Raw genomic sequence first — 4383 nt, 5'->3', positions numbered from 1 at the left:
CTTTTAGTTAGTGTAGATGCTCGCAAGAACTTAAGCAGCTAATTAAAAGATACCAGTAACGCAATTATGGCTACGCTGTATACAGCCGGCCGTTGGCTGTAATTTAAGAGCAGAGAGAACATAACCTTTAACTATGACAAAGAAAACAGATAAAAAAGTCAGTTCCTCCAAGGATATTTTAAGAGCAAGGGATTATTGGAATGATGTTTTAAAGGAGGAATTTGAGAAAGAAACGGATAGAGGTGCTGCAATTTTCGCAACATCTTTGTTTGATGCTGCGATAAAGAATATTTTAATCAGTTTTTTTGTGTCAAACCCAAATTCTACTGATGAACTATTTGATGGACCAAATGCTCCACTTTCATCATTAAGTTCAAAGATTATTATGTGTTATCGTTTAGGCATTCTGAGTGATAGATTTGTTAGAGACTTGAATTTGATAAGAAAAATCAGGAATGAGTTTGCTCATAATATTCAAGGATGTGATTTCAGTCATACAGGAATATTATCTAGAATTCAAGAATTAGATAAGTCATCTCAGACAGTTGCTAAGTTGAATATTATGGAAAGTAAATCTGAGAATGAGAATAAAGAACCAAGAAATATTTTTTTACAGACTTGTTCATGGATGTTAAGCGAATTACAAAATAAACTTGAAAAAGGGGAACCTCTATTGGCTTCAGAACGAGAATTTGGATACATTGAAATTGAGACTATTCGTGATTTTAAGAAGTTTTTAGATAAAGAACATCCCGAAGTTTTCGTTAAAAAGGCTGAAAATAATATTCCAGATAATCAAAAGTAGTTTTCAATTTATTACAATTGGCAAAGCAATGGGAAAGGAAAATAAAAATTTTAATAGTAAACTAAAAGGGCTAATATCTGACCCAGTATTCTCTAAAATTATAAGTGCACTAATTGCACTTATAGCTGGAGTTTTGGTAAATTTTATCGTTACTTTTTTTAATGACAAACCTGAAAAACCAGCTAATTTAATTGAAAATAAAATAGAAGAACTAAATTCCATCAGTGATAATCTTTTGAAATTAAAAGACTTTATTGAAGAACAAAAAGATATCATTATTGCTCAAGAAGAGTTAATAATCAGTTTAAGACAAAAAAATGAAGAACTTGACCCTATAGTTAATTCAAAACAAGAGACTGTTAATGCAATAATGTGGGAAGCTGAAAAAAGAGCTGAAAGAAACGTTTGGAAAGAGCGTCTTATTGGTATTGCAATAGGAGTATTAGGTTCATTAATTGCAACTTGGATTTGGACGAAATTTGTAAGAAAAACTACAGCCAACAATGTATAAAAAACATAAGTGGTTCAGTGGTTTACGAAGCTTTCGAGCGTTTAATCAGCTCCGCCAAATCTGCGATTTGACGGTTTGTTTTAAAAAGCTAATTTTGTGTCTAATCGCAAATTCGGCTCAGTGTAAATTGACAGGTAAGAGCTTCGAAATCACTTACGTTTCTTATACTGAACGTTGTGCAACATTTGACAGAGCGGCACAATCATAGGTATTTATGTATCGATAGATTACTAATGATTACAAAATGAAAAAGAACAATAGATTTAAAAGATTATTTATTGATATCTATGCAGGGATAGCTATTCTTAGCATATTTGGATACATATTTATTGAATTTAAATACGACTTCTGGATTTTGACATTTATGGTTCTGAGTCTTTATGTGATAAGATACATTGAATATTTAGGACTGAAACGAAGAATAAAACAAGAATCAATAATTGCCATAAGGTCTTCAGACAATTATTTTGCAGGATTATTTTTTATACCAATCGTAATTTTGATAATCATATTATTGTGGAGAATTCCTGATGATTATGTACGAGATTTTGATGGTCTAGATAATCTGATTATTATTTTACCAGCTATTATCAATATAATTTACTTATCTATTGTTGGAGACTTGCAGAATGCTTATTATTTGACTGAAAATGGAATAATTAGTGGAGCGAAATATTTTGAGTCTAAATTTTGGTGTCAAGCTGAGAGTTATGAATTGATTGACAAAAAAGCATTGATTAAGTTGAAATTAAAACGGTTTGGATATTACAGGCTTAAACTGAATAAAGAGGATTATAAAAATAAGTTGACTGTAATTGATGAAAGAATAAACAAAAACGTTGCACAACAAAAAATATAGGTCATTTGGCGGAAAGTGCTAATTTTAAAGTTGTTACATTTAATAAAAATTATAGCGGTTTGATAGGTTGGAGTTTTGAAATGCCAAACGCCCCATATTCAAAACGTTATGGCCAATTACTATGAGACAGTATATTATATTAATATTGATTCTTTTATCTGCTAATTCATTTTCTCAGAATTTACAATATGTTTCTGATAGAATAACATATGCTTATGGTGATTTAAATGAGTTTATAACGGATTATAGTGATTTAGATAGCCTTCCATTAGATATTAAAATATTATCTACTAAGATTCTTAAAAATCAAACTGGTGATTTTGCTAGCAAGATGATTTTTAGTTGGGGCAACTCAATAGACCTCGAGAATTATTTTAAAGCTTACCCTGATAGATTGAATTTTAAGAATACTATTATACCTAGCTATTCTTTACATTATAGTTTTATTGATTCTTCTTTAGGAGTAAGTAGATATGAGGTTCTTATGTGGCTTGATAAATATGGACAGATTACCTCTCTTAATTTCCCACATTGTTATGATTTTCAAGCCTATGATTTTTTACCCCTTGATAATGCTAAAATGATTTCTGATTCATTGATTTTGTTTGAGGATTTTCTCTATGATGATTTTAGTTACTTGCTTAAATATGATACGTTGAGGAATGACCTAATTTGGGATATTTATTATATACGCAGAGATTCCTTACCAAACGGAGATGAGTACTCAGATTATTTAAGTTTTGAAATTTCAACAAGATATCATAAGCTGATAAAAAAGGAGCTTGATACCGCAAGAGTTGTTTTTCCAATATTTGATATTGATTATGATTTGGAGTTTGAGGAAATAAAGCTAATTGATGATAAATAACTGGCCATAACAACGGGTATAGCAAATAGGGCATGAATCTTATGCGAAGTTATGTGCTAACTTGTGATACCGCCGAAACTTTTGTTTCGGCTATTAGAAATGATTAAATTAAAACCCAAAACAAAAGCATCGGCTAGGCGCATGGTGATAGGAAAGTGCTTTCTACTGCCCTACTTGACCATACCCAAACCGTTAGGCGCAAGCAGGAGGCAGCTCTACGATTATGAGAAAACTAATTAAATATAGCCTGATAGTAATCGCAATTCTGATTGTTGGATTGATAATTGGATATGGAATTTTTCTTAGCACATTTGATTTATTCGGCGAACCTGAGAAAGAAATTTTAGATACTAATTGTGATTACGAAGGATTAAGACAAGCTACTACTTATAATTTTGGAGGAAACGCTGTGACTGTTCCTCTGATAGCCGTTTCGATAGATTTAGGTTGTTCGGATAAACCAAAAGATAAAGTTAAAATCGTCATTTTTTCGGCGGAGCATAGAGGTGGTAAAGTTGAGACAGATTGGATTTCATTCGACACACTAAAAGTATTTTACACTAAAAATTTGAGACCGATTACCCTAGTCGATAGTGTGACTTTTGATGATTCATCACTTGATTTAGTAATTGTTTATGAAACGGATAGTTCAAACAATACAACTGAGTATAAAGAGTATCTTGGAGAATACTTAAATCCGATTCGAATAAAGGTGAAAAAAATTGATTCAATTTCAAGTTGGACAGCTATTGACAAAAGAGGAATAGAAACAGATAGCGCAAATGGAGTTGGAGAGTACTATTTTCTTCATGGTAATTTAAAAAAGATTGTTCAGATTCAACTTGGCAAAAACACACGGAGAGAGACAGAATTTTACCTAGATAATGACAGCCTATTTTTTGTATTCGAAAAATTAATAGATAGTTTAGAATTAAAAAAAGAACCAGAGTTTTTTGAACCATATCTTGATAGTATATTTTTTCGCAATGGAGAACTGATTCGAATAATTGCAAATATGGATTGTGGAGCACCATTTTCGGAGGATTACAGACTTGAGGAACAGATAAGGTTGAAAAATGAATTGAAAATATTGATAAATAAACTGAATAGAAAATAATGCCAGCGCCTAACAATGTGTATAATTCATAAGGGTTTCAGAGGTTTTCGAGCGTTATCGCCCGCATCAATTTTGGGTGGTAAATTGATAAGTTTGAAGTCCGCAAACCCTTACGAAATCATACACTAGCCGTTAATAGCCTATTTTAAGTTCATAATTTTAGAAAGCAGGTTTTCAGAAGAACGCCAAAAACAATTAGCAATATGACTTAGCCATTTTTCCT

Annotated in this window: 5 protein-coding genes; all 5 read left to right on the top strand. The window is 31.5% G+C overall.

The window, feature by feature from the left end; translation table 11 throughout:
- Positions 1-133: 133 nt before the first annotated feature.
- The 5 genes from ACRD7B_RS22555 to ACRD7B_RS22535 all read left to right on the top strand — a co-directional run bounded on the left by ACRD7B_RS22555 (position 134) and on the right by ACRD7B_RS22535 (position 4160).
- The gene (locus ACRD7B_RS22555; protein WP_430826934.1) at positions 134-805 is read left to right on the top strand and encodes an MltR family transcriptional regulator; all 672 of its coding nucleotides are present in this window, start codon (positions 134-136) and stop codon (positions 803-805) included.
- Positions 806-833: 28 nt separating this feature from the next.
- Positions 834-1316 (top strand): hypothetical protein, encoded by a 483-nt coding sequence (locus ACRD7B_RS22550; protein ID WP_430826933.1) that lies wholly within the window; start codon positions 834-836, stop codon positions 1314-1316.
- A gap of 244 nt (positions 1317-1560) precedes the next feature.
- Entirely contained in the window at positions 1561-2175 is a 615-nt protein-coding gene (locus tag ACRD7B_RS22545; RefSeq protein ID WP_430826932.1) for a hypothetical protein, read from the top strand.
- Positions 2176-2296: 121 nt separating this feature from the next.
- Entirely contained in the window at positions 2297-3043 is a 747-nt protein-coding gene (locus tag ACRD7B_RS22540; protein WP_430826931.1) for a hypothetical protein, read from the top strand.
- Between the two features lie 223 nt (positions 3044-3266).
- On the top strand, positions 3267-4160 hold the full coding sequence (locus ACRD7B_RS22535) for a hypothetical protein (RefSeq protein WP_430826930.1): 894 nt from the start codon (positions 3267-3269) through the stop codon (positions 4158-4160).
- Positions 4161-4383 lie beyond the last annotated feature (223 nt).

It is taken from the genome of Carboxylicivirga fragile (assembly GCF_050589805.1).
GTDB classification, from domain to species: Bacteria; Bacteroidota; Bacteroidia; order Bacteroidales; family Marinilabiliaceae; genus Carboxylicivirga; species Carboxylicivirga fragile.
This window is presented reverse-complemented; position numbering and strand designations above follow the sequence as displayed.

What these genes read in the sequence shown, in the direction of transcription:
- ACRD7B_RS22555 (WP_430826934.1), top strand. Translation starts at nt 134, where the DNA reads ATGACAAAGAAAACAGATAAAAAAGTCAGTTCCTCCAAGGATATTTTA.
- ACRD7B_RS22550 (WP_430826933.1), top strand. Translation starts at nt 834, where the DNA reads ATGGGAAAGGAAAATAAAAATTTTAATAGTAAACTAAAAGGGCTAATA.
- ACRD7B_RS22545 (WP_430826932.1), top strand. Translation starts at nt 1,561, where the DNA reads ATGAAAAAGAACAATAGATTTAAAAGATTATTTATTGATATCTATGCA.
- ACRD7B_RS22540 (WP_430826931.1), top strand. Translation starts at nt 2,297, where the DNA reads ATGAGACAGTATATTATATTAATATTGATTCTTTTATCTGCTAATTCA.
- ACRD7B_RS22535 (WP_430826930.1), top strand. Translation starts at nt 3,267, where the DNA reads ATGAGAAAACTAATTAAATATAGCCTGATAGTAATCGCAATTCTGATT.